The 23,290-nt window shown below is 72.0% G+C and carries 19 protein-coding genes and 4 pseudogenes; 11 read left to right on the top strand and 12 right to left on the bottom strand.

Annotated features, from left to right (window positions below; translation table 11 throughout):
* Nucleotides 1-145: 145 nt before the first annotated feature.
* Nucleotides 146-613, bottom strand: a complete 468-nt coding sequence (locus MOV08_RS03000; RefSeq protein ID WP_275306068.1) for a hypothetical protein — start codon at nt 611-613, stop codon at nt 146-148.
* 412 nt (nt 614-1,025) lie between these two features.
* On the opposite strand from MOV08_RS03000, the gene MOV08_RS02995 reads away from it, so the two are divergent.
* The 4 genes from MOV08_RS02995 (at nt 1,026) to MOV08_RS02980 (ending at nt 4,560) form a co-directional block, all read left to right on the top strand.
* Nucleotides 1,026-1,811 (top strand): barstar family protein, encoded by a 786-nt coding sequence (locus tag MOV08_RS02995; protein WP_275306066.1) that lies wholly within the window; start codon nt 1,026-1,028, stop codon nt 1,809-1,811.
* A gap of 147 nt (nt 1,812-1,958) precedes the next feature.
* The gene (locus MOV08_RS02990; protein WP_039629275.1) at nt 1,959-2,468 is read left to right on the top strand and encodes a SigE family RNA polymerase sigma factor; all 510 of its coding nucleotides are present in this window, start codon (nt 1,959-1,961) and stop codon (nt 2,466-2,468) included.
* Between the two features lie 170 nt (nt 2,469-2,638).
* Entirely contained in the window at nt 2,639-3,907 is a 1,269-nt protein-coding gene (locus MOV08_RS02985; RefSeq protein ID WP_275306064.1) for a hypothetical protein, read from the top strand.
* Nucleotides 3,908-4,356: 449 nt separating this feature from the next.
* Nucleotides 4,357-4,560, top strand: a complete 204-nt coding sequence (locus MOV08_RS02980; RefSeq protein ID WP_159030751.1) for a hypothetical protein — start codon at nt 4,357-4,359, stop codon at nt 4,558-4,560.
* A gap of 515 nt (nt 4,561-5,075) precedes the next feature.
* On the opposite strand, the pseudogene MOV08_RS02975 reads toward MOV08_RS02980, so the two are convergent.
* Nucleotides 5,076-5,982: pseudogene (locus MOV08_RS02975) on the bottom strand (helix-turn-helix domain-containing protein).
* Between the two features lie 138 nt (nt 5,983-6,120).
* Here MOV08_RS02975 and MOV08_RS02970 point away from each other — a divergent pair.
* The 3 genes and pseudogenes from MOV08_RS02970 to MOV08_RS02960 all read left to right on the top strand — a co-directional run bounded on the left by MOV08_RS02970 (nt 6,121) and on the right by MOV08_RS02960 (nt 8,571).
* Nucleotides 6,121-6,829 (top strand): annotated as a pseudogene (locus MOV08_RS02970) (MBL fold metallo-hydrolase).
* Nucleotides 6,830-6,858: 29 nt separating this feature from the next.
* A pseudogene (locus tag MOV08_RS02965) lies at nt 6,859-8,321 on the top strand (carboxylesterase/lipase family protein).
* Nucleotides 8,322-8,346: 25 nt separating this feature from the next.
* The gene (locus MOV08_RS02960) at nt 8,347-8,571 is read left to right on the top strand and encodes a hypothetical protein (RefSeq protein WP_275306063.1); all 225 of its coding nucleotides are present in this window, start codon (nt 8,347-8,349) and stop codon (nt 8,569-8,571) included.
* A gap of 178 nt (nt 8,572-8,749) precedes the next feature.
* Here MOV08_RS02960 and MOV08_RS02955 read toward each other — a convergent pair whose 3' ends face one another.
* The 5 genes from MOV08_RS02955 to MOV08_RS02935 all read right to left on the bottom strand — a co-directional run bounded on the left by MOV08_RS02955 (nt 8,750) and on the right by MOV08_RS02935 (nt 13,078).
* The gene (locus MOV08_RS02955; RefSeq protein ID WP_275306062.1) at nt 8,750-9,682 is read right to left on the bottom strand and encodes an NAD(P)H-binding protein; all 933 of its coding nucleotides are present in this window, start codon (nt 9,680-9,682) and stop codon (nt 8,750-8,752) included.
* The gene (locus MOV08_RS02950; protein WP_039629263.1) at nt 9,679-10,197 is read right to left on the bottom strand and encodes a DUF302 domain-containing protein; all 519 of its coding nucleotides are present in this window, start codon (nt 10,195-10,197) and stop codon (nt 9,679-9,681) included. The genes MOV08_RS02955 and MOV08_RS02950 overlap by 4 nt, the downstream gene beginning before the upstream one ends.
* Nucleotides 10,194-10,964 carry a hypothetical protein gene (locus tag MOV08_RS02945; protein WP_052286447.1) on the bottom strand — a complete coding sequence of 257 codons (771 nt, stop codon included), beginning with the start codon at nt 10,962-10,964 and terminating at the stop codon, nt 10,194-10,196. The genes MOV08_RS02950 and MOV08_RS02945 overlap by 4 nt, the downstream gene beginning before the upstream one ends.
* Before the next feature lie 147 nt (nt 10,965-11,111).
* Nucleotides 11,112-11,744 (bottom strand): TetR/AcrR family transcriptional regulator, encoded by a 633-nt coding sequence (locus MOV08_RS02940; RefSeq protein WP_275306061.1) that lies wholly within the window; start codon nt 11,742-11,744, stop codon nt 11,112-11,114.
* A gap of 152 nt (nt 11,745-11,896) precedes the next feature.
* Complete coding sequence (locus MOV08_RS02935) at nt 11,897-13,078, bottom strand: winged helix DNA-binding domain-containing protein (RefSeq protein WP_275306060.1); 1,182 nt, start codon at nt 13,076-13,078, stop codon at nt 11,897-11,899.
* 472 nt (nt 13,079-13,550) lie between these two features.
* Between MOV08_RS02935 and MOV08_RS02930 the strand changes: the two genes are divergently transcribed.
* Nucleotides 13,551-13,937 (top strand): VOC family protein, encoded by a 387-nt coding sequence (locus tag MOV08_RS02930; protein WP_275306059.1) that lies wholly within the window; start codon nt 13,551-13,553, stop codon nt 13,935-13,937.
* Between the two features lie 77 nt (nt 13,938-14,014).
* Nucleotides 14,015-14,725 (top strand): NADPH-dependent F420 reductase, encoded by a 711-nt coding sequence (locus tag MOV08_RS02925; protein ID WP_039629254.1) that lies wholly within the window; start codon nt 14,015-14,017, stop codon nt 14,723-14,725.
* 75 nt (nt 14,726-14,800) lie between these two features.
* Here MOV08_RS02925 and MOV08_RS02920 read toward each other — a convergent pair whose 3' ends face one another.
* Nucleotides 14,801-15,706, bottom strand: coding sequence for a LysR family transcriptional regulator (locus tag MOV08_RS02920; protein WP_275306057.1), 906 nt, complete (start codon nt 15,704-15,706; stop codon nt 14,801-14,803).
* Nucleotides 15,707-15,854: 148 nt separating this feature from the next.
* On the opposite strand from MOV08_RS02920, the gene MOV08_RS02915 reads away from it, so the two are divergent.
* The gene (locus MOV08_RS02915; protein ID WP_275306055.1) at nt 15,855-16,748 is read left to right on the top strand and encodes an MBL fold metallo-hydrolase; all 894 of its coding nucleotides are present in this window, start codon (nt 15,855-15,857) and stop codon (nt 16,746-16,748) included.
* An 87-nt stretch (nt 16,749-16,835) separates the two neighbouring features.
* Here the strand turns inward: MOV08_RS02915 and MOV08_RS02910 are convergent, their stop codons facing one another.
* The 4 genes and pseudogenes from MOV08_RS02910 to MOV08_RS44030 all read right to left on the bottom strand — a co-directional run.
* On the bottom strand, nt 16,836-18,839 hold the full coding sequence (locus MOV08_RS02910; protein WP_275306054.1) for a hypothetical protein: 2,004 nt from the start codon (nt 18,837-18,839) through the stop codon (nt 16,836-16,838).
* Nucleotides 18,840-19,001: 162 nt separating this feature from the next.
* Nucleotides 19,002-19,181, bottom strand: coding sequence for a hypothetical protein (locus MOV08_RS02905; protein WP_039629247.1), 180 nt, complete (start codon nt 19,179-19,181; stop codon nt 19,002-19,004).
* Nucleotides 19,182-19,274: 93 nt separating this feature from the next.
* A complete protein-coding gene (locus MOV08_RS02900) occupies nt 19,275-19,685 on the bottom strand; it encodes a hypothetical protein (RefSeq protein ID WP_275306053.1) in 411 nt (136 codons plus the stop codon).
* A gap of 20 nt (nt 19,686-19,705) precedes the next feature.
* Nucleotides 19,706-20,236 (bottom strand): annotated as a pseudogene (locus tag MOV08_RS44030) (LLM class flavin-dependent oxidoreductase); the annotation flags it as partial.
* A gap of 248 nt (nt 20,237-20,484) precedes the next feature.
* Here MOV08_RS44030 and MOV08_RS02895 point away from each other — a divergent pair.
* Nucleotides 20,485-23,289 (top strand): helix-turn-helix transcriptional regulator, encoded by a 2,805-nt coding sequence (locus tag MOV08_RS02895; protein ID WP_275306052.1) that lies wholly within the window; start codon nt 20,485-20,487, stop codon nt 23,287-23,289.
* Nucleotide 23,290 lies beyond the last annotated feature (1 nt).

The following is a 23,290-nucleotide window of genomic DNA, read 5'->3' as shown; positions in this document are numbered from 1 at the left end:
ACGGTGCGCCGTGCGACGCGTTCCTGATGCCGCCCGTGCCACCCGTGCCGCCCATGCTGCCTGTGGCCGCGAACTCGTCACCTGCATCCCGCGATGCCGCCGGGACGGTGCCTGACGCAACAGGCACCGCCGGCCCCGGCCTCGATCAACGAGGCCACTTCTCGGGGGTGCTGCTGGTCGTGACGTCGCAGACGGCGGGCCGGCCGGGGGCGGGGGACTTGCCCTCGGCGACGACGCGGACATCGTCGAGGAGGATCCGGCACGTCGCGACCGTGTGCCCTTCCGGCTCCACCTCCACCCTGGCCACCTCCCCGGTGTTGACCAGCGCGTGCACACTCCACGGGAGGTGCGTGCGGCCGAGCTGCTCGATGCGGTGGGCCGGCTTGAAGCTGTCCGGATTGAACCGGTAGCGGATGGTGAGGGCGCTGCCCTGGCCGCCGACGGCGTCACCCTGGTAGGTAAGGGACCAGGCATTCCCGCCCCGCAGGCGCTTGAACCACGTGGTGTGGTCCTGCGCCCACAGTGCGGCGCCGAACCCAAGGCAGGCGAGGACGAGCCCGCACAGCGCGAGGTAGACGGTGCCACGGGAACGGCGACGAGCCTGCGAGGACATGTACGGCCGGGCCTTCTGTCGTACGGACTACGGACTACGGACTGCGGAGTACGGACTGCGGAGTACGAACTACGGAGTATGGAGTACGGACTGCGGATCACCGCTGCCAGTAAGACGCATCTGGTGGCCGTCAGGTTGAGGCGACACGCCACACGCGCTGCCGGGCCGACCGAAGCCAACACTCTGTCGCGCACCATCGACTCTCCGCGCACGCACCGCAGCCGTCACCGACGCGTCTGCGGGTGCGTGGCCGGCGCCGCCGGCTGCGACCCTCGGCGCCAGCGCCAGCACCGGCACCGGCACCGGCACCGGCACCGGCACCGGCACCGGCACCGGCACCGGTAGGATCGACGCCCTTATGCGGGATGCGATGCGAACATCAGGCCATGGCGGCCAGGGACAGAAGTACGCTTTGAGGGCGGACGAGGTCGACGAGGTCGACGCCGACTTCTGGGGCTTCGCTCACGAGGCCGAGGGGCTCTTCACACCGCTTGAGGAAGAGGGCGCACGTCGGGTGCGCTTCGCGGGGTGCGATCCGCGCGGCGGTCTGTTGAAGAGCCTGGACCACGTCGGCGGCCGTCGCGCCGTAGCCGGGAACGCCTGGCTCGACGTACTCGACACCGACGGTGTCACCATGGGGTCCTACTTCGTCAACGACGTCACCGCCGTTGCCGTGCAGCCCTCCGCCCGGGGAGCCGGCCTCGTCGACCTCACGGTGACGCTGTGGTGTGACCACGCGCTGCCGGGAGCGGAGGGGGTCTGGGACCTGATCCGCACCGGTCGCCTGAATCGCAAGGGAATGTGGCACACGCTCGAACCCGAACACAGGCACGCCTGGCTGTCCGTCGCGTTGTGGTCGTGGGCGTATCAGCGCCGAGGCAAGCCGGACGAGCCCGCCGGCCGGACGTTCACCCTGGACGGCCGCCAGATCGTCGACGAGGACAGCTTCTACTGCGCGCTGGGCGAGGCCGTCAACGGGCCTGGTGGGTACTTCGGTTGGAACCTGTCTGCCCTCGACGACTGCCTCCGGGGCGGCTGGGGCGCCGCACCCCCGTTCACCGTGGACTGGCAGCACGCGGCCGAGGCCAGGGCACGACTGGCGGAGCCCGTCCCCACCGGCGAGGGCGAGACAACAACCCTGTTCGACCTGCTCCTGGAAATCCTCGAAGAGCGCGGAGTCCAAGTCATCCTGCGATGACCTGCGATGGCCTGCGATGACCTGCCACGCCCGCTTGTCGCAATGCGATGGAAACCCCGTGAAACATTTTCCCCTCCCACCGCATCGAAGGAGTGAGGACAGCAGGACACACGCACGTATACCGGGATACCGGGGCAAGGGGAGCAGATGAGGCAGGGCCGCGCGGAGGCGTGCGCGGAGTTCGCGGTGGCGCGGGCCGGACACCTGTACCGGGCCGCATGTCTGCTCACGGCGGGCGACACGCATCTCGCGGAGGACCTGGTGCAGGAGACGCTGGGCCGGGTGTACGTCCACTGGGGGCGGGTCAGTCGGGCCGAGAATCCCGCCGCGTACGCACAGACCGTGCTGACCCGGACGTTTCTCGCCCACCAGCGGCGGCGCAGCAGCACCGAGCGAACCATGGATGTGTTGCCCGACCGGGCCGACGCCGCGGGCGGTGACGCAGTCCTGCGGCTCACGCTGCTGGACGCGCTCGGCCAGTTGCCCGCCAAGGACCGGGCCGTGGTCGTCCTGCGCTACTGGGAGGACCGGTCCATTGCGGAGACCGCCGATGTGCTCAACGCCAGTCAGGCCGCCGTGCGCACGCGGTGCGTACGCGCCCTCGGACGACTTCGGGACCTGCTGGGCGAGGACATCGGGGCGTATGCCCACCCCTGACGGCACCCCTGGCGCCCGTCCCACGCGCGCAGTCACAGTCACCTCCACCTCCACCTCCACAGTCACCTTCACCCTCATTCCCACTCCCACTCCCACTTTCGCTTTCCTTGCCCTTCCCTCTCATCCCTTGCTCTTCAACTCTCTCGACCTCGCGGAAACGGTGGTGCGTCATGCCCGTTGAACAGCACAGCGATCCCTTCGAGGAGCATCCCTTCGAGGAGCGGCTCGCCACCGCCCTGCACCAGGTCGGCGGGACCTTCCACGGCGACCGCGCCGCGCTCAGCGCCGCCGGGGCGGCCCATGGACGGCGACTGCGGATGCGGCGCCGGGCCGCCTTCGTCTCGGGCGCGGCCGGCGTCGCGCTCGCCGGTGTGGGCGGTGTGCTGGTGGTGCCCTGGGACGGTTCGTCGGCCGCGCGGCCCTCGTCCGTGGCCGCCGCTCCGCACGCGGCCACGTCGTCCCCGTCGACCGCCGCGGTCGGCGAGAAGGAGGTGATCCGCACGCTGGAGCAGCTGCTTCCCAAGGGCACGTTCAGCAACGAGGACGGTCGGGGCGCGGGGCAGGACCCGGATGAGCGGCCGTACGCGTCGGTCGTCTACGACGACGGCAAGGGCCCCGCGGCCCTCTCCGTCTCCGTGGACCGGGTCGAACCCGGCGGCCGGCAGGCCCGGGAGCTGACCCAGTGCCCGGACAGGACGTTCGTCCCGTACGACGCCTGCGCCACCGACCGACTGCCCGACGGGTCGGTGTTCATGGTTCTCCAGGGCTACGAGTACCCCGACCGGCGGGTGGACACCAAGCTGTGGACCGCGAACCTGGTCACGCCGGGCGGGCGGAGCGTCTCCGTACGGGAGTGGAACGCCGCCGCCGAGAAGGACGCCCCGGTCAGTCGTGCCGAACCTCCGCTGTCCCCGGCGCAGTTGAAGCACCTGACGACGGCGCAGGAGTGGCGCAGGATCGCCGATGCCATCCCCGACAGCCCCCGGAAGCGCGCGGAGCAGCCGTCCGCTCCCACGGGCGGCACGGCTGCCGACACCCTGTCCGGTCTGCTCCCCAAGGGCGTCGAGGTCGTCGAGAAGAGCGGCGGCGACGACCCCGAATACGCCTATGTCGTCGTCGACGACGGTCGGGGGCGCAGCCTGGTCCAGGTCAACGTCCAGCCGGACATGCGGGACGTCGCCGATGACCTCTTCCACCCCGGGGACGAGACCCTCGCCGACGGCACCCGCATCGCCGTCCAGCAGGGCCCCGATGAGAAGGGCGTCGACGGCGTGGTGATGTGGACCGTGGACGCCATGCGGGCCGACGGCAAGCGCGTGGTCATCAGCGCCTTCAACTCCGCTACCCAGCACAGCGCGGCGACCCGCTCGACGCCCGCTCTGACGATGCAGCAGATGCGGGAGATGGCCCTCAGCCCGAAGTGGTGGCAGGGCGCCTGACGGCCGGCGTCCGGCATGACATGCGGTGGCGCGCGGTGCGGTCCGGCGGTCGAATCCCATATCGTTCCCGGCATCCGCAGGGCATGTGTGTTGGCAGTGGATGGACCAGGCAGGAGAGCTTGAACGGTGTCCCTCTCCCGACGAGCGCGATGGTCATATGCCCGGCGACGCGGATTTCACGGTACGGCACCTCGCGGGGAACTTGGGCCGTCGATCGCCTGCCGCAGACTGCGGGGGTTGAACCGCCCACAGGTCGAAACACACGGGCCCAGGATCTCGGTGAGGAACTTCGCGAAGCAGGCCAGGGGGCGTCTTGAGCCGGAGACGCCCGAGTAGCACCGGCGCTCCGCGGGAGTGAGATGACCGCCATCTGGAGGAGGTTCGGGTGGCGGGGGAAGGGGCGGCGAATGATCCTGCCGAAAAGTCGCCTTGATCAGCGGAGGTCCCTCATGAAGCACCTGACCGTTCTCGCGACAGCAGTAGCGGCCTCAGCTCTGATCATCCTTGGAGCTGGCACCGCCACCGCCGACGACGACTACGAGCGCAATATCGGAGTCGCTCCTCAGGTCGGAACCAACCAGCTCACCGGCGGCCTTGAAAGAGTCGGCTCCTGGCTTCTGGGCGGCCGAGTCCTCCCAGCGACCGGTCGGTGAGTCAGGGCCGGTCGCCTCCAGATCGAAGCCGCCCAGCTGGCCCAGATACCAAGCAGGCATCACATCGTCTCGGGACGCTCCGGCTGATGGCAGGTGCAGGGGGTTCCGGCTCGGGCACAGGAGCGGCGCCGGGTACGAGGCCCGGCCGGAGCGGGTGCCTGTGCGGTCGCGTGCGGGCCTGAAAGATCACCGGCGGAGAAGATCCCTCCCGCCGAGATGGCCCTCGCAGGGGCCCTGACAGGCGACTGCGAGGCGGGATGGCGCGAGAGCGGCGGCTTCCCCTTCACCCGTGCCAATCAGCCGGCGACGGGGCACCGTTCGAGAGGTTCGACCAAAAGGCCGGGATCCCACAACAGGTATCGGGATCCCACAACAGGTGTAGCGTCTCGCGATCCGTTTCCTGCGTCAGTCCGATGGCTTGGGGAATGTCGGCTGTCTCACGGCTTGGCCGAGGTGTTCGAGGTGTTCTGGCTCACCGGCGTGTCATATCCCCGCCCGGGGGCCTTCCCGGCTGCCTACACCTGTCGGGGTGGCTTCTCGGGAACGCCGAGGCTGTGCGCGTGCGGCGCCCTGCTGTCGCTCGCCTGCCGGAGCAGCGCGAGGGCCTCCTCGGATGAGGAGCCGGCGGGGGTTGTGCACACGATGAGCGCCTGCTCCGGTGAACGGGCGATCGACAGTGTCTGCTGTGTCACCGTCACCGTGCCGACGAGGGGATGGTGCAGCTCGTAGGCCGCGGCATCGCACGGCGCCACACGGTGGTCGCCCCACAGCGCGACGAACTGCGGGCTCTTCATCGTCAGTTCGCCGATCAGCTCCGCGAGCAGCGGGTCCTCCGGGTGCCTGCCGACGGCGATGCGCAGGTTGCCCACCACCGCGCGCCTTGCGCTGCCAGTCCGCGTACAGCTCCTGGCAGTGCCGGTCCAGGAACAGCATCCGGCTCATGTTCGGGCGTCGCGCCGGGGCATCCGGGTCCAGGAAGTCCAGGTGCCCGGCCAGCAGGGCATGCCCGAGGGAAATCCAGGCCAGCACGTTCGTACGGCGGCCGAGCACTATCGCCGGGACGCCGTCGACGGCGCGGAGGAGGTCGCGCGTTTCGTCGGCGAGCTTCTCGGGCCGCGGGCGGCGCAGCCGGGGCGCGCGGCGGGCGCCACCGGCGAGTCGGTCGAGGTGCTCGCGCTCGTGGTCGTCGAGCAGGAGAGCGCGGGCGATCGCGTCGAGGACCTCTGCCGAGGCCCCGCGGGACTGGCCCTGTTCCAGCCGTGCGTAGTACGAGACGCTGACGCCCGCCGACTGGGCCAGTTCCTCGCACCGGAGCCCGGCCACCCGCCTGCGGGGTCCGAGGTCGCGCAGGCCGACGTCCTCGGGGCGCAGCCGCGCCCGTCGGGCTTGGAGGAAGGCGCCGAGCAGGCCGGGTCCGTTCATCACCCCAGTATTCGGTGCGGGGCCCGATCCCAGCCACACCCTGTGAGGGGTGGGATAACCCGGGAGTGGTGCGTGCCCGTCCGCATCTCCAGGCTCGGTGTCATTCGGCAACGCACTCCAGACCCGAGGACGGATCACATGGATCAGAGCCCGGAGCGGATCACTCTCGGCGACGTCACCGTCAGCCGTATCAAAGAGTTCTACGGTTCGTCGGAGATGTCTCCGGGCCAGTTCTTCCCCGACGGCCCCCGCGGCTCGTGGGACGAGCACCGTGACTGGCTGGCACCCGACTTCTGGAACCCGCAGACGGACGAGTGCCACACGGCGATCCAGACCTGGCTGTTGCGCAGCGAGGGGCGCACGATCCTCGTGGACACCGGCGTCGGCAACCACAAGGACCGGCCCTACGCGCCGGTGTGGAGCCGCCTGGACACAAACTACCTCGACCACCTGGCCGCCGCCGGGCTGCGTCCCGAGGACGTCGACATCGTGGTCAACACCCACCTGCACATCGATCACGTCGGCTGGAACACCCGCCTCGACGGCCGCTCCTGGGCACACTCCCGGCTCGTCCGTGCTCACCCTTGAATCCGGCGGCGATCGGGCCCTGTTCGTCGGGGACTTGGTGCACACCGCGCTGCAGATCGCAGAGCCGGACACCAATTCCTGTTTCTGCGAGGACCCGGTGGAGTCCCGCGCCACCCGGCACAAGCTGCTCGGCCGCGCTGCCGAGAACAACGCGCTCGTCTTCCCGGCGCACTTCGCCGGCCCAGGCGCCGTGGAGGTCGCCCGCAGCGGCTCGAAGTTCGCGATCAAGGAGTGGGCGGGCTTCTCCCGCATCTCCTGATGTCCCCCTCCGGAAAGGAAGTGTGTCCCGTGCCCCGACAGGCAGATCCGGTCGTCGAAACCCCGGCGGGCACCGTGCGCGGCCTCCGTGACGGATCAGGCGAGCGCTACCGCGCCCTGCCCTACGCTGCGGCCCCGACCGGCGCCGGCCGTTTCGCCCCACCCGCACCGCACCCGGGCTGGCCCGGTGTCCGCGACGGCACGCGGCCCTCGCCCACGGCTCCCCAGCCGACCCGCGACTTCGGCCGACTCGACATGGTCCCCTACTTCGGGCCCGGCTGGGTGCCCGGCAGGGAGTAACTGACCGTCGTCGTCCACACACCTGCCGCCGACGGCGCCAGGCGGCCCGTCATGGTCTTCGTGCACGGCGGCGGATTCGTCACCGGCTCGAACCGCGCCGCGCTCTACGACGGCAGGGCGTTCGCCCGCGACGGCATCGTCCTCGTGACGGTGAACTACCGTCTCGGCATCCCCGGGTTCCTCGACCTGGCGGGTGCTCCGGCCAACCGCGGACTGCTGGACGTGCTCGCCGCGCTCAGATGGGTCCACGACACCGTCGAAGCATTCGGCGGCGACCCCGGCAACGTCACGGTCTTCGGTCAGTCCGCGGGCGCCACGCTCACCGGCGCGCTGCTCGCGACACCGGAGGCAGAGAGGGGCTGTTCCGGCGGATGATCATCCAGAGCGGCAACGGCACCGGCGCGTTCACCCCAGAACAAGCACAACGAGTCACCGCCACGGCGGCCGCCGCACTGGGCGTCGAGCCGACCGCCGAGGCGTTCGCCCCGATCCCGGACGAGCGCTTCTTGACGATCCTGCCCGCACTGGCCGCCCTCGACCTCCGCACCAGCACCGCCACGGACCCGCTGGCCGGGCTCAGCCCGTTCAGCCTGGTCCTGCCGGTCCAGCCCGCCGACGCTCTCGCCGACGGTCCGGCCGGCGACGTCGACCTGCTCATCGGCACCAACACCGAAGAGGGGCGCCTCTACCTCGTACCGCAGGGCCACCTGGAGTCCACCACGGAAGCCGACGTACTCGCCGTCGCCACCCGGGTGCACGCAGACCCGCAGACCGCCCTCGCCGCGCATCGTGCGGCACGGCCGGACGAAACACCGGGCGAGCTGCGCTCCGCGGTGCTGGGGCAGGCCCTGTTCGAGTCCGGTACGAGGCGCCTGGCGCAGGCCCACGCGCGGATCTCGGGCGGCAGCACGCACGTCTACTCCTTCGGGTACCGCTCGACGGCCCTGGACGGGCGCCTCGGCGCCGCCCACACCGTCGAACTGCCCTTCGTGTTCGACATCGCCGACAAACCCTGGCTGCACGGGGACACCGGCCTCCTCGGCCCCGCCCCCCGGCGGCTGCACGAAGACCAGCCCCGCGCGCTGGAGCGCTGGAAGTACGCCCTACCCCCGGCCCCGCTCACCGTGCTCGGCACAGCCGCCGCCGCAGTCCTGCGCGCCCTTCCCTCACCCCATTTACGGAGCCGACACTGATGGAGTCGACATTCATGGAGCCGACGTGCGCGATTTCCTCCGCAACAACCCGGTGATGGTTCGCTCCATCATCGTCGCCGTGCTGTCCCTCCTGGGGACCGCCGTACCCGCCCTGGCCGACATGGCCGTCAACGAAACCGTGATCGGCGCCGGAGTCGCCGTCGCAGCCGTATGGCTCGGCGTTGGCGCTCACCAGCGCGTGACGCCGACACACAAGATCCCCGACCCCGACGACGACACTCAGGTCTGATCGCTTCAGGCCATCGGTGCATGAGCCCTCTACTGGCATCCCGCCGGCAGGGGGCTTACGGCTTCGTCCTGGGACTGCCGTCGGAATGGGTTGCCGCGTGGGAGGATACGGACCGGTCGGCTGTCCTCACCATGATCGGTCGAGGTGACGCATACGACCTGTACGAAGTGGACGGTCTCTAGGGCCCGTCGTCGCGACGACCGTCGAACAGGTCACGCCGTTCACGGACGTACTGTTCGACGGTGCGTGGTGTTCGGCCGGTGATCCGTTCCACGTCGGTGGTGGAGCGGTTGTAGCGGTCCTCCCGGTGCAGCCTGGCCATGGTCGCGATGTGCTGCTGCACGTGCGGGGTCAGCGGGGAGCCGGCCAGTTGGTCGGCCCACTGGTCGTAGGGCAGGCGCTCCGCGGTGATCGGCCGGTCCAGGGCGCGCGCGTACTGGTCGGCGAGTCCGTCGAGGTCCAGGGTCGCGGGGCCGGTCAGTTCGTACACGGAACCGACGTGGTCGTGCGGTGCGAGCAGTACGGCCATGACCACCTCGGCGACATCGCTCGCCGCGATGGGCGAGGTACGGCCCGAACCGAACGGCAGCGCCAGCACCCCGCGGTCGCGGATCGGTCCGGCGGCGAGCAGGGTGAACAGCGGGTTGTCCAGGAACACGGTGGGCCTGATGTGCACGCGCGGCACCGCGGACCAGTCGATGACGTGCTCGGCCAGCCAGTGCAGGCGCTGCTGCCGCGACTCCTCCGTGCTGGTCGCGGTCATCTGCGACACGGTCATCTGCGACATGTTGACCAGCACTTCCAGACCCGGCCGCTCCCGGGCCGCCGCGCACACCACGGCGGTGGCCTCCAGGTAGTCCGGCGAGACGCTCATGCTGAAGAACATGCGGTTGACGCCGTCCAGTGCGGCGCTGACGTGCACGGGGTCGGTGAGGTCGCCGACGAGCACCTCGGCGCCGAGCGCGCGCAACGCCTCGGCGCGCTCGTCGTCACGGTGCACGGTGGCCCGCACGCGCTGTCCGCGTGCCAGCAGCCCCTCGGCGACGAGTCTGCTGACCCCGCCCACCCCGCCGCCGGCCCCGGTGGTCAGAAACATCGGCGTGTCACTCATCGGGCACCTTTCAGTTGTCGTGGTACGTCGCCGCCGAGCAATGCGATCAACTCGGCCACCAGGGAGTCGAGTTCGAGTCCGACGTCGGCGATCTGCGGGTTGTGGTAGCTGGCGAACAGCAGACTGGGCTGGTCGACGGCGAATCTGGTGTCGCCGTCGGGGTCGGTGTAGAGGAGGGTCCTCAGCGGTGCGTGCAACATGACCGCCGGATCGTGGCGGAACATGCGCTCGGCGATGGTGTGATTGCCCATCAGATACTGCGTGGCCTGCCAGAAGGACGGCGATCCGGCCATGACGGCGGTGAGGTCGCTGCGGTAGTAACGCATGAAGCCGTGCGGGGCGTTGATCTCGGCCAGCTCCAGGGTGGCCGTCCAGGACGCCATCTGGTAGAAGCGGGCGAGGTCGACCTCCGGGACGAGGGTTTCGTAGTGCTCGCGGGCCGCCTCGTACGGTGCGGGGAGCGACACGACGAGCCGTCGGGCGGGGTGGTCGAGGGCGCAGCTGGGTGTGGTCATGCCTGGTCCCGTGCAGGTGTCTGGTCGCCGTCGGCGTGGATCAGTGCGACGTCGTGGATGTCGAGGCTGATCGACGGCAGATTGAGGTTGACGGTGTTGTCGGGGTTGCGGCGGAAGACGCGACGGCGCGTGGCCACCAGCAGACCGCCGAAACGTCGATGGCGGCTGGTGTAGTGGCCGACCAGGGTGCTGCCGTTGACCTCGGTGACGTAGTCCATCCGGCGTTGCCTGCCGAGGGCGTCGAAGTAGAAGACCTGGTCGGGACTGTGGGTGGCGATCCCGGGCGGGAACCGCACCTTCAGGCGCCGCCAGGTCTGGCCGGCCTCGTGCCACGGTTCGAGCTCGTGCGCGCGGACACCGGGGTGGGCGAACAGGAACGGGGTGGTGAAGTAGTTCCAGCACGCGTAGCCCAGGAAATAGCCGAGGTGCAGCGCGTCCCAGGGGCTGTTGCGCAGCATGCCCCGGAAGCCGGCGCGTGCGGGGGCGAGGGTTTCCACCGGCTCACCGTCGAGGGTCTCCATGGCGACGCTGTCGGTGGCGGCGTCGAAGACCATTCGCCGGTCGGGACGGGTGAACGGGCTGAACACGATGTGCTCGCGTGCCGTGTCCAGGCTGAGGATCTGGTCGAAAGTCTGCTCCGGCGGCCAGCCCTTCAACGCCCAGATGGGGCCGCCGATGGAGAGGTCCACCTTCAGGCCGCGCAGGGAATTCCACAGCCGGTGGCCGCCGGCCTCGGCGATCGCCAGGTCGAGGAGTCCGTCACCCATGGGCCTGCCCTCCAGCGACGTCGGGACGGATGCGCTGAGCCCCGTGCCAAGTATGGCGCCCGGGCCGGTGGAGGGGGCCCGTGTCCGTTCCCCGTCCACCCTGGCGTGTCGGCCCCCAAGCGGGCGCGGGAGCCCGTCCGCCGGGCGTCACTGGCCGTGCCGGGCGGTTGCCTGGTTCTCGGCGCCGGTGGGCAGGGTGGCGGGCAGTGCGGGGTTGGGGGTGAGGACGCGAGTGAGGACGGCCTCGACCTCGTCCCGGCCGGGGTGCTGGGAGGAGGCCAGGCCGCGCAGGGTCAGGCCGTTCATGGCGGCGGTGGCGGCGCGGGCGGTGGCCGGGTCGACGTAGCGCAGCAGCAGGCCGGTGGTGGTCTCGGTGTACCGGTCGGCGATGGCGCGCAGTGCGGGGCGGCGCACCGCGGCGACGTAGAGCTCCAGCTCCACGACCTCGTAGTCGCGGTTCGGGCCGAAGCAGCCCATGAGGGCGTCGGTCAGGAGTACGGAGAGTTGGTTGGTGGTGAGCGTGGGGCGTTGGGCGGCCCACTCCTCCAAGGCGGCGGCGTAGCGCTCGTGGGCGCGACGCAGGGCGGCCTCGATGAGGTCGTCCTTGGTGGCGAAGTGGTACGTGGTCGCGCCCAGCGGTACGCCGGCCTCTTCGGCGACGGCGCGATGGGTGAGGCCTTCGATGCCGCGGGCGGCGATCACCCGCTCCGTCGCCTCGACGATCTCGGTGATCCGTCGTTGCGGGTCCCGGCGGCGCCGGGCGGGCTGGTTGGCCGCCATGCTGTCTGACTCCCAGGTGTGCCGAGCTGCTGATGTGGTACGGACGTACCGTACCCGGGTGACCTCCCGTCGTCCGAATCGCCCCGCAGCGTCTCTGCAGCGCCTACGTATTCCGTCCGCGTTCCGTCCGCGATCCCTCCGTGTCGCCGACGCTACCCGGCGAGGCGGCGTTCCAGCGGGGTGCGGTAGCACGGCGTGACGCGGGTGGGACCGAGGAACGTGGTCAGGCGGGCGATCTCGGCCTCGACGGCGGCGCGCGCGGTGCGGTCGGGGCGAGCGGCGAGCGGCTCCCAGGTCAGGCGGCCGTCGCGGCGCTGGGCCCACGCGCCGATGATGCGACCGTGCCACCACACCGTGGGGCCGATGTTGCCGTTGCGATCGAAAAGGGCTTCCTTGTGCTCGGGGTCCAGGTACCAGTCGCGGTGGCGCCAGCCCATGGCAGTGGGGTCCAGGCCGGGCAGCAGCGCCGCGGCCGGCTCGACGTCGGCTGCGGGGCCCCGGTCGTCGACGTCCTCGGGCAGGAGGTAGCCGGTCCCCTCGTCGAGGGCGACCTGCTCGGCGCCGGTGGCGGCCAGTGCCCTGCGGGTGTCGGTCAGGTTCCAGCCGGTCCACCACTTGAGGTCCTCGACGGTGACGGGGCCGAAGGCGGCCACGTAGCGGCGGGCCAGCTCGGTCTTGGCGTCCCCGGCGGGCAGGTGCGGCAGCGGGTCGGCCGGGGCCCAGTGGAACTGGGCGGAGGTCCATGAGCCCAGCGGCCGGGCCCGGCGGATCCGCCCCTCGGCGGCGAGTACGCCCAGCACCGGCGCGGAGAGCCGCTGACGGGACTCGTAGGGCTTTCCGGGGAAGGTGACGATCTGCTCGCGCAACTCCGGTACGTCGGCGGCGAGTTCGGCGGCGCCGGCCGCGCCGCGCTGCGCCAGGGCCGCGAGGGTGGCGGCCTCCACGGCGGCGTAGCGGCGCTCGTCCCAGCCGCACGCCGCATGCAGCTGGTGGGCGGTCTGGGTGCGTTGCTTGGCGGCCAGGGCGCGGGCGGTGGCGGCGTACGCGACGGGAGCCAGGTCGTGGGGGAGGACGAAGACCGTGCGGCGCATGCACCGGATCCGAGCCAGGGTCCGCTCCTGGTACAACGCCCGCTCCAGCGCGGCGACTTCGGGCTCGGCGCAGCGGGCGGCGAAGGAGAGGTAGACCGTGGCCGGGTCGGTGGCGTGCAGGGCGACGAGGGCGTCGGCGATCTCCTCGGGCGTCTTGGCGCGGAAGGAGGGGGCGAGCAGATGACGCCGGACCAGTCGGGCGCGGCGCTCGGCGGGGGTGATGCGGCGGCGGGCGGTGCTCAAGCTTGTCCTCCGGGAAGGGGGCGGGGTGGGGACGGGACGGGGACGGGACGGGGACGGGACGGGGACGAGGTGAGGGCGCGGATGCGGGTCAGACCCGTGCGCTGGTCGCGGCGGCGTGCTGGTCGGCGGGCGGCCCTGGTGGACCCCGGCGGCGCGGGGGAGGGGAGGTCTCCCGCGGTCCCGCGGCCGGCACGCCCATCTCCTCGAATCCAGTGATGAACCAGCGGTACGTTTGTACTGTACAGCCCCTGGAGGCGTGGTGGGGTGTGATGGTTGCCGCACGCCAGGTGCCCTATGTCCGCATTGCGCACCTGTGGCGAGTGAGTTACGGTACTGATGTACTACTCGAAAGGTGGAAGGTGCCGTCCGCAGCGACGCGGATCCGGGCGCACTGTCCCGCACCCCGCCTGAGCCGGTGCCCCGTCGTGGGCGGCCCGGCCCCGCCCCCCCCGCGCTTCCCCGAGGAATACCCATGACTGCAGCCACCCCCGCGGCCTCGGTGACGTCGTACGCCTTCTGGGCCCCGGACGGACGAGCCCTCGCCGACTTCTACGCCGCCGCCCTCGGCTGGAAGGTCACCGAGGAGTACCCGGACGAGCACGGAGTGCCCACCGCGTTCCTGGTCACCGACGGCACCACCACCTTCGTCTGCTACACCGCCAAGCGCTTCAAGGCGCCCGAGTGGCCCAGGGACGAGCTGCCCTTCCACCTCGACCTGGCCTTCGACGACGTCGAGACGGCCGAGCGGCGCCTCATCGCCCTGGGCGCCACCAAGCCGGACCACCAGCCCGGCGGCGCGTACTGGACCGTGCTGCTCGACCCCTCCGGCCAGCCGTTCTGCATCAGCGCCCGCAGCTGAACGCCCAACGCCGAACACCCAACGAAGAACACCCGACGCATTCAGCGAACACACCTCAGCGCAACAGGAGTTACCCCATGAAGATCGCAGTCCTCGGCACCGGCGGCGGCGCCCGCTGCCACATCGCCAAGCTCGCCGAACTCGGTCACGACGTCATCGTCGGCACCCGCGACCCCGAGGCCACCCTCGCCCGCACCGGGCCCGACATGATGCAGAACCCGCCCTACGGCCAGTGGCTCGCCGACCACCCGGGCATCCCGTTGGCCACCTTCGGCGACGCCGCGGCCGGGGCCGAGCTGGTGATCAACGGCATCGACGGGCACAACGCCGTCCGGGCCCTGACCGCCATCGCGGGCGACCTGGCGGGCAAGACCCTCATCGACTACGCCGTGCCCTACCTCTACAACCCCGACATCGAGCGGCCCTGGCCCACCCCGTGGGGCGTCAACCCCATCCTCGGCGTGTGCGACAGCGACAGCCTCGGTGAGCAGATCCAGCGGGCCCTGCCCGACACCAAGGTCGTCAAGGCGTTCGTGACCCAGGAGCAGGCCACGGTCGTCGACCCCAGGTCCATCGGCGGCGGCGACCACACCATGTTCGTCGCCGGCCAGGACGCCGACGCCAAGCAGACCGTCACCGACCTGCTGACGTCCTACGGCTGGACGGACATCCTCGACCTGGGCGACATCGTCGCCGCCCGTGGCATGGAGATGTACGCCCACATGCACGGCGCCATCGGCTTCGCGCTGGGCTTCGGCACGCACTTCGGCGTCAAGGTCGTCCGCTGACCGAACCGTCCGGCCCGGCTCGCCGCACGACGGCGGTGCGCCGGGCCCGGCCCGTGCGAGGGCCGCGGGCCGTGGTCATCTCGCCGCGCGGTGGCGGCGGTTGCCCGGAGCGGCCAGTTCGACGAAGGAACGGACCAAGGGGTTGGGGTCGCCGGCGCGCCAGGCGACGATCAGGCGGCTCGGTGGCATGTCTGCCAGCGGGACCACGGTGAGGCCGTCGGGGGACTCCTGGCCGTGCGGCGCCCACACATGGCCGAGCGGCACCAGTCCGATCGATCCGTTCCACTGCACGGCACGGAGGCATTCATGGACGGTACGCACCACAGGACCCTCGCGCAGCGGTGCGCCGGGCTCGGTGCCGTTCCAATAGGCGCGCCAGACGGTGTCGGTGCCGTCCGGAAAGCGGAACCACGTCCGGTCGTCGAGGTCGGCCAGGCGCAGCAACTCGCGCGCGGCGAGCGGATCGTCGGCGCGGAGCACCACCCCGACGGGGTCGGAGCGGATCACCCGGGAGCTGAACCCGGTGTCGTCGAACGGCGCCCGGGTCACGGCGACATCGACCAGGCCGGAGCGCAGTCCCGTGGTCGGATCGGCGAAATCGGCCTCATGGAGACGGACGTTGACGCCGGGATGGCGCTGACGGAAGGCGGCCGCGAGCGGTGTGCCGGCGCCGGCGCGTTCCACGCTGTCGCCGAGGGTGCCGATGGTGAGGCTCACGACGCCGGCCGCGGCGGCGACGCGGGCCCGGGCACGATCGGCCTGTGCCAGCAGGGTGCGGGCTTCGTCGTACAGGGCGTTCCCGGCGGCGGTCAACGTCACGCCGGCGGCCGAGCGGTGCAGCAGGGCGGTACCCAGATCCGCTTCCAACCGCTTGATGGCACGGGTCAGCGGGGGCTGGGTCATGTGCAACCGGGCGGCGGCCCGGCCGAAGTGGCGCTCCTCGGAGACGGCCATGAAGTAGCGCAGGAGGCGAAGGTCCATCACCAGGCACGATACCGGAGCGGTATCGGGTGCGCTCGACAAGTATTGGACGCGGGAGCGGGCCCGGAGGTGCAGTGGGGGGCAAGTGAGAGCAGGCCCGGACCGGTTTGGCATTCCCACCGGTCCGGCAAGGCAAGGAGTGTGCGTCATGACCGACCATCAGCTGCCCGACCCCGTGGTGCGGATCTCCGGTGCGCAGGAGATCGCGCGTGACGTGGTGGTCGTGCCCAACCAGCACGCGGAGCTGGTCCCGAACATCGGCGTGATCGGCGGGAAGCACGCGGTCCTGGTGGTCGACACCGGCCTGGGGCCGGAGAACGCCGAGAGCGTGCTGGCCTTCGCCCGCGACCACGCCAAGGGGCGCAAACTGTACCTGACCACCACTCACTTCCATCCCGAGCACGCCTTCGGTGCGCAGGTCTTCGCAGGGGAGGCGACGTTCCTGGTGAACCAGGCGCAGGCCGAGGACCTGGCAGACAAGGGGGCCGGATACCTCGACATGTTCCGGGGGCTCGGCCCGACCGTCGCCCGGCGCCTGGAAGGTGTACGGGTGCCCACGCCGGACGTCGTCTACGAGGAGTCCCACGACCTCGACCTGGGCGGGCGGGTGGTGCGTCTGCGGGCCGTCGGCCGCGCGCACAGCAGGGGCGACCAGGTGATCACGGTGCCCGACGCCGAGGTGCTGTTCACCGGTGACCTGGTCGAGACCGGCCGGTTCGCGATCTTCCCGTGGTTCCCGCCGCACGACACCGACGTGAGCGGACTGCGCTGGATCGAGGTCCTGGCCCGACTGGTGGCGGCCGCACCACGCATCGTGGTTCCGGGCCACGGCGACGTCGGCGGAACGCAGAGGGTCGAGGCCGTGCTCGACTACCTGCGGGAACTGCGCGACGAGACCTGGCTCCGCCGGGACTCGGCGATGGGCCGGGAGACGATGGTCGAGGAGGTCCGCGCGGTGTTGATCGAGCGGCACCCCGAGTGGACGGGCCAGGAGTGGATCGACGCCGGCGTCGCGTGCCTGTGCGCCGAGCACGGTGGGTGAGGGCGAGCGATGGCAGCGGGAGGATCTGCCGGGCGGATCCTCCCGGAGCGGGTCACCGACGTCGGCGCGGTGGGTCTGACGACCCGCTCAGGCGTCGCCGATCACCACCCGGACGCCGAAGCCGACCAGTTCGGCCAGGGCCGGGTCGTCGTCCAGCACCTGGAGCACCGCGCACAGGCCGGCGGCGCGCAGCTGCTCCAGCGTCGTGGCCAGCTGGTCGGCGCCGTCGGTCGCGGCCAATCGGGGCTGCACCGACGGTACGGCGTCCGGGGTCGTGACCCCGGTGGGGTCCGGGCCGCCGGACTCCCGCCGGTGGCGGGCCAGTTGCCAGGCGAGCAGGGTGTCGAGCAGACCGGCGGACAGCGCGGTCGCGGCGTCGGGATGGACCTGGACGGCGACCGTCGCACCGTCGAGCAGGAACGCGAACGCCGGCAGTGCCACGGCGGGCGAGGCGACCCGGTGGACCGACCAGCGCGCATCGGCGGTGGTCAGCAGCTCCACGCACTGGCGGTCCGCGGCGGTCAGTTCGGCCGGCGGCACGGGGGCTGCGTCCCCGGCGGCCTGCACGGGCACGAGCCGGGCCAGCGCGGCCAACGTGCCGGCCAGCGCCGAACGGTCCAGGTCGGCCTCGGCGGCCGTCCCGTGCGCGTACCGGCCGTTCCCGGGTGCCGGCACCGGGCGCGCCCGCTCGGCGACAAGGTCCCAGCCCGGCTCCGGCGCGGGTCGCGGGGCCGCCTGCCGGGCCAGCTCCAGGGCGGTGGCGGCGGCGCGCCGCAGCGCGTCCGCACGGGCGGCGTGGGCGGTGTGCGCCGCGCCCAGGACGGCCCGCGGCTCGGTGCGCAGGCCCGGGTCGGCGACCTTCGCCTCGGTGACGAACAACGGCGACTGGGGGTGGTCGCGCTCCCGCACGTCCGGGATCGGGCCCACATGGCGGTCGCAGGCCACCGTGAGTCGCTCCAGGAACAGCGGGTCCGGTACGGGATCGGCGGCACGGAGGAGGCGGACCCGGCGGGCGGGATCCCGCTCGGCTCCGGGCTTCTGCGGCCCGGCGCCGGACGAGTCGGGTGCCGGACCGAGGACGGGGTGGTGGTCGACCTCCAACGTCGTGGTGTCCAGCCGGGCCATCGCGGCCAGCTCCGGCGTGGTCACCCCGGTCAGGTGGCAGTACGCCCGGAACGTGAGCTGGATCGCGGCCAACTCCGCCACCGGGCCGTGGTGGAGCCCGTCGGAGCAGGGGCCGGCGCGCAGTGTCCGGCGCTCGGCCTCCGTGCGGGTGGCCAGCAGCCGCCGCCACGGCGCGTCCCCGTCCCCGTCGCCGTCGGGGGTGGCGGGCGTGCGGACCGGCCAGATCCACACCGCGTCCGCCATCGCCAGGCCCTGTACCAGCGGCCTGCCGAGTCGGGCGCAGAGCCGGGCCACGGCCTCACGGCTGGCGGCCCCGGGTCGGTCGGCGAGGTGCAGCACGGCGTCGGCCGTGCGCAGCAGCGTCTCCCAGTCCGTCGCGTCCGCCCCGTCCGTGGTGCTGGGCGCCGGCACGAACGCCAGCTCGGCCGGCACCTCCGGCAGCGTGGCGGCGAACTGATGGACCGTCAGCATGCTGTCGGGGTCGGGGAGGACGAGGGTCAGGCGGGTGGCGCCGCAGTCGGTCAGTGCGCTCAGGAAGCCGCGGGCCGCATCGGGGCCGCAGACGCAGACCAGGCGGGCGGCGCGGAAATCCTGGAAGCGGCGCGCGGCCGAGTCGGTGCAGGAGTCGATGAACTGGACCGGCCCGGCGTACCGTTCCGCCGCGTCGTCATCGAGGGAGTGCGGCAGGTCGGAGCCGGTGTCGCGGACGAATCCGCGCTCCAGCAGCGTGCCGACCAACTTCCGCACCGAGGGGCGCTGGGACGTGGGCACGGCGGCCAGCAGCTCCGTCAGCGTCGCGGCGCCGGTCAGGGCCGGAGCGAGCGCGGTGAGCAGCCGGTGGACCGAGGCGCCCTTGAGGAACACGCTGCCCCGGGTGCTGCGGACGAAGGCGCCGTCGGGCATCGCGGTGAAGTACACGTCGCCGCGCAGCCGCGGGCGCACCGCATCGGTGGTCTGGACAGTCATGGTTCGTCGTGTTTGACGTTTTTCTTCCATGGCCTCGACGTCGTTTCGGGAAAATGGGTCGATTCGTCCGTGCCCGTCGGTGGTGACCGTGGCCCGCCGCTCGGCGCGGGCGCGGGCCGCCACCTCGGTCGCCTGTCACATGCAGCAACCGGGGCATCGGCATCAGCGGTAGTCGCCGGGCCCGTAGTCGTCCCTGCGCACCCGGAGTCGGCCGTCGATGCCGCCGGGCAGTGGTCCGATGGCGGGCATCAAGGCCGAGGAGTACTCGTTGGCCTCGACGACCTCGAAGTCCGCGGCCTCGACCCCTTCGAGATCCAGGCTGAGGACAGCAGTGCGGGACATCGGTCTTCGCCTCCTTGAAAGAGCTTTCTGGTGGGCTCTGACTCCTCCGGTCCGATCACGGACCGGGAGCCTGGGGGATGCGGCACCGTTCAGTCAGTCGGAGACGGCGGCCTGGCGGCGGACCCCGGCGCGCAGGGCCGCCACCTTCTCCCACCGCAGGGGCACCACCGCGTCGCGGAACAGATCGATCGAGCGGCGCGCCTGCGCCAGCGGCATCGCGCCGATGCCGACCTGCCACGGGATCTGGTCCACCCCGCCGAAGTCGCGCACCAGCCGGAGAATGGGCGCGGGGACGGTGGCGGGGGAGCCGACGATCGCCCCTTTGCTGTCCCGGATGTGCTCGGGTCCGATTCCCGCCAGTTTTCGGCCGTTGTCGGGGTGCTCGCCGGACTCGTGCCCCGCGGCGGTCGCGGTGTCGCGGTAGCGGTCCGCCAACGGCCGTATGCCCGCCGCCGGTTCGAGCGAGGGGGTGTCAGCAGCCCGAAGCCGTTGCCGCCCAGCCACGGGAAACCGTCCGGCGTCCGGCCGGCGCCGCCCCACACCGGCGGGTGCGGACGCTGCACGGGGGACGGGCGTCCGGTGGCCTGTCGGTAGGAGAAAAATGGCGTCTTCTCGTCGATCCGCTGCTCGGTCCACAGACACAGCACCGCCCGGATGGTGTCCTGATGGCGCGCGGTGGACTCGTCCAGGGACGATCCGAACGCCTCGAACTCCTGGGGCAGGTAGGCTCGGGCGAAACCCACCTCCAGCCGGCCGCGGCTGATCGCCTCCACCATGGCGGTCTCGGCGGCGAGCTGCACGGGGTGGTGGAAGGCGGACAGGAGAGCGTCGGTGATCAGCCGCATCCGCGTGGTGCGGGCAGCGACCGCGCTGAGGAAGGACAGTGGGCTCGGGCAGTAGCCGCCGTAGTCGGTCAGAGAGCGCTCGGTCGTCTTGACCGAGACGAATCCGGCCGACTCCGCGAGTGTGCAGAGCGCCAACGCGTCGGAGAAGTACTCCGTCGCCGACTTCCCCTCTTCGCGGCAGTCAGGGAGGAAGGACACTCCGAACTGCATGACTGCTCCTCGCTATGGAGGCACTCGGTGACGCCCCCTTCTGATGCGCTGGTTCCATGTCGTCATTCTGTTCGGTTCGTCGTTCCGGCGGCATCTGTCGAACGACCTGCCCGTCGACTGGGCCGCGCCCCACCCCGACCCCGCAAACCTGCCGTGACCAGCGGCTAGTCACCGTCAGGCAGACGCAACCGGCCGCTATACACACCCGTCATACGACGGGGGACCTCAGGGAGAAAGGACACTGTTGGATGCTGGTCGGGAGAGAGCTGGAGCGGGACGAGCTGGGCAGGCTCCTCGACGACGCGCGCAAGGGGAACAGCGGCACGCTGGTGCTGCGCGGACCCGCGGGGATCGGCAAGAGCGCGCTCCTGGCGGACGTGGTGCAACGGGCCGAGCCGGACGTACGGGTGCTCCGCGCGGTGGGTGTGGAAGGTGAGGTGGAGCTGCCGTTCGCCGCGCTGCACCAACTGCTGTTACCCCTGATGTCGTACGTGCCACGGCTGCCCGAGCCCCAGGCCGCCGCGCTGCGCGGCGCGCTCGGCCTGGCCACCGCCTTCGCCGACCCGTTCCTGGTGGCCCTGGCCGTGTTGACCCTGCTCTCCGACGCCTCCGAGGACGTGCCGCTGCTGCTCGTCGTGGACGACGCCCACTGGCTGGACGCGGCGACCGCGGACGCGTTGACCTTCGTCGCCCGGCGGATGGAGCGGGAGAGCGCGGCCCTGGTCTTCGCGGTCCGGGACGGCTCCCGCCCCTTCCCCGCACCCGGCCTCCGCGCCCTGCGGGTGGCACCGCTGACCCAGAGGGAGGCGTCGGACCTGCTGGCCCGGCACCTGCCGCAGGCCGCCCCCACCGTCCGCGAACGGCTGCTGCGCGAGGCCGACGGCAACCCGCTGGCCCTCATGGAACTGCCCACCACGCTGCGCCCCGAGCATGTCGACGGCAGCGCCCCGCTGCCCGAACACCTGCCGCTCAGCGAACGGTTGCACCAGATCTTCCGGCACCGCGCGCTGAGCCTGCCGGCCGACCACCACCGGGTGCTGCTGCTCGCCGCGGCCGAGAGCGCGGGCGACCTCGGCACCGTCCTCGGCGCCGCCGGCGACACCGAGGCGGCCATGGAGGTGCTGAGCGCCGCCGCCTCCCAGGGGCTGGTCCACCTCGACCAGCAGCAGGTGCGGTTCCGGCACCCCCTGGTCCGCTCCGCGCTCTACCAGGGCGCCCCGCTCAACGACCGGCGCGCCGCCCACCTGGCGCTGGCCGACGCCGTCGGGCGCCAGGACGACCGGTACGTCTGGCACGCGGCGGCGGCCGCTGTCGGCACCGACGACACCGTCGCCGAGCTGCTGGCCGCACTCGCCGAACGCACCCGGCGCACCGGCGGGGTGGCCACCGCGACCCAGATGCTGTGCCGCGCCGCCGCGCTGGCCTCCGACCGCCGCCGTCGGGCCCGGTGGTTGGTGGACGCGGCCGAGTGCGCGTGGACGGCGGCCCGGACATCCGAGGCCGAGGCGCTGCTGGACCGCGCCGAGACGCTGACGGACGACCCGGCGCTGCGGGCGCGCGCCGCCCGCATGCGCGGCGCCATCACCCACGCCAGCAGCGATCCGGCCGTGGCCTGCCGGATGTTGTTGGACGGCGCCCGACTGGTGGGGGAGACGGACCCGGAGTTGGCGGGGGAGCTGCTGGTGATGGCGGCCCGCTCGGCCTGGGTGGCGGGCGCCCCGGCGCGGCTGACGGAGATCGGCGACCTGATCGGTCGCCTGCACCCCGCGGCGGCCCACCCCGGTGACGGTGCCACGGCCGGCGACGCGGACGGGCCGGCCCCCGCGAACGACGACCGGGCCGCCACCGCCCACCGGTTCTCCCGCCACTTCCACTACCTGGGCAGCCTCGCCCCCGGCAGCCGCGCAACGGCCCACCCATGTCCCCCGGACGTTCCGGTCGCCCGGATGTCCTGGCTGTCCCCCGCACACCCCAGGCCCTGGATCTGGCCGCCGGTGTTCCTCCCCTACCTGACCGGGACCACCGAGGAGATGCTGCACGCCCACCAGCGCACGGTCGACGAGCTGCGCAAGGTCGGCGCCGTCGGTGCGCTGCCGATGTCGCTCGCCCCGCTGGTGGCGCTGCAACTGGTCACCGGCCAGTGGCCCGCGGCGGTGTCCCACGCCGGCGAGGCGCTCACCCTCGCCGACGACACCGGCCAACTCGGCGCCGCCAGCCACCTGCGGGCGATGCTGGCCTGGGCCGCCGCGGCCCGCGGGGACGGTGACCGCTGCCGCGCCCTGGCCGAGGAGTCCCTGACGTTGTCGGTCCCGCGCCGCATCACCTCCGCCATCGCACTGGCCCGATGGGCGCTGGGACTCCAGGCCCTCGCCGAGGGCCAACCGGACCGGGCCGCCCGGCTGTTGGGCGAGGTGGCCGCCCCGGGCGCACCCGCCGAGCACTTCATGGTGGACTGGCTGGTGCTGCCGGACCTGGTCGAGGCCGCGGTACGGGCCGGGGAGCCGGCGCAGGCCCGGGCGGCGCTGGACCGCTTCGAGGAACGGGCCGCGCCCGCCCACCTCCCGCACCTGCGCGCCATGTGGCTCCGGTGCCGGGCGCTGCTCGCATCGAGCGAGGACGCCGACGACCTGTTCACCGAAGCCCTGGAGGCCCCCCACCCCTCGACCTTCGACACCGGCCGGACGCACCTCCTCTACGGCGAGTGGCTGCGCCGCAACCGCCGCATCAAGTCGGCCCGGGACCACCTGCACCAGGCCGAGACGTATCTGCGCGTGCTCGGCGCCCGTCCCTGGGTGGAGTTGGCCCGTCAGGAACTGCGTGCCGCCGGTGACCGCGCCCCGGACCAGCCGGCCCCAGAGCCGTCCGCCGAAGCCGGTCGGCTCACTTCACGGGAGCTGGAGATTGCCCGGCTGGCCGCCCAGGGCATGAGCAACCGGGACATCGCCGCCCGGCTCTTCCTCAGCCCCCGCACCGTCGGTTACCACCTGTACAAACTCTTCCCCAAGCTCGGCATCACCTCCCGCATCCAGCTCCACGGCAAGAGTTTCGGCTGAC

This window comes from Streptomyces yunnanensis (genome assembly GCF_029011865.1).
Classification (GTDB): domain Bacteria; phylum Actinomycetota; class Actinomycetes; order Streptomycetales; family Streptomycetaceae; genus Streptomyces; species Streptomyces yunnanensis.
The sequence above is the reverse complement of the archived record's forward strand: the minus strand, read 5'-3'. Positions and strand labels throughout refer to the sequence as shown.

Excerpts from the sequence above, each read along its gene's own strand:
- MOV08_RS02940 (WP_275306061.1), bottom strand. The coding sequence starts at position 11,744 with ATGGCGGCCAACCAGCCCGCCCGGCGCCGCCGGGACCCGCAACGACGG.
- MOV08_RS02930 (WP_275306059.1), top strand. The coding sequence starts at position 13,551 with ATGACTGCAGCCACCCCCGCGGCCTCGGTGACGTCGTACGCCTTCTGG.
- MOV08_RS02955 (WP_275306062.1), bottom strand. The coding sequence starts at position 9,682 with ATGAGTGACACGCCGATGTTTCTGACCACCGGGGCCGGCGGCGGGGTG.
- MOV08_RS02915 (WP_275306055.1), top strand. The coding sequence starts at position 15,855 with ATGACCGACCATCAGCTGCCCGACCCCGTGGTGCGGATCTCCGGTGCG.
- MOV08_RS02985 (WP_275306064.1), top strand. The coding sequence starts at position 2,639 with ATGCCCGTTGAACAGCACAGCGATCCCTTCGAGGAGCATCCCTTCGAG.
- MOV08_RS02945 (WP_052286447.1), bottom strand. The coding sequence starts at position 10,964 with ATGGGTGACGGACTCCTCGACCTGGCGATCGCCGAGGCCGGCGGCCAC.
- MOV08_RS02910 (WP_275306054.1), bottom strand. The coding sequence starts at position 18,839 with ATGACTGTCCAGACCACCGATGCGGTGCGCCCGCGGCTGCGCGGCGAC.
- MOV08_RS02895 (WP_275306052.1), top strand. The coding sequence starts at position 20,485 with ATGCTGGTCGGGAGAGAGCTGGAGCGGGACGAGCTGGGCAGGCTCCTC.
- MOV08_RS02950 (WP_039629263.1), bottom strand. The coding sequence starts at position 10,197 with ATGACCACACCCAGCTGCGCCCTCGACCACCCCGCCCGACGGCTCGTC.
- MOV08_RS03000 (WP_275306068.1), bottom strand. The coding sequence starts at position 613 with ATGTCCTCGCAGGCTCGTCGCCGTTCCCGTGGCACCGTCTACCTCGCG.
- MOV08_RS02920 (WP_275306057.1), bottom strand. The coding sequence starts at position 15,706 with ATGGACCTTCGCCTCCTGCGCTACTTCATGGCCGTCTCCGAGGAGCGC.
- MOV08_RS02925 (WP_039629254.1), top strand. The coding sequence starts at position 14,015 with ATGAAGATCGCAGTCCTCGGCACCGGCGGCGGCGCCCGCTGCCACATC.
- MOV08_RS02990 (WP_039629275.1), top strand. The coding sequence starts at position 1,959 with ATGAGGCAGGGCCGCGCGGAGGCGTGCGCGGAGTTCGCGGTGGCGCGG.
- MOV08_RS02980 (WP_159030751.1), top strand. The coding sequence starts at position 4,357 with ATGAAGCACCTGACCGTTCTCGCGACAGCAGTAGCGGCCTCAGCTCTG.
- MOV08_RS02905 (WP_039629247.1), bottom strand. The coding sequence starts at position 19,181 with ATGTCCCGCACTGCTGTCCTCAGCCTGGATCTCGAAGGGGTCGAGGCC.